The 224-nt window shown below is 43.8% G+C and carries 1 protein-coding gene; it reads right to left on the bottom strand.

Annotation, left to right across the window (positions count from 1 at the left end):
* Positions 1 to 224: hypothetical protein (locus tag ZA06_RS17045; RefSeq protein WP_168155244.1), on the bottom strand; the 224-nt coding region annotated here is incomplete at both ends.

Here is a 224-nt window from a genome sequence, read left to right on the forward strand (position 1 = left end):
GGGAATGTATATGTTCCGACCTGTCCAGAACCGGTATCGTTTACAGCACCGGTCATTACCCATGCAATTGAGCTTACGGAACAATTATCGTTGAAAGAGGCATCTGTAATAGCAACATCTACAGAACAGTCTCCAGAGGTATCTGCACTGGTTGTTGTAACAACGTTGCTTGAAGCGTTTGGCTTTGGAATTTCATTATCGGTCACTGTTACAGTCATGACATC

The organism is Mangrovimonas xylaniphaga (genome assembly GCF_001280435.1).
Taxonomy (GTDB): Bacteria; Bacteroidota; Bacteroidia; order Flavobacteriales; family Flavobacteriaceae; genus Mangrovimonas_A; species Mangrovimonas_A xylaniphaga.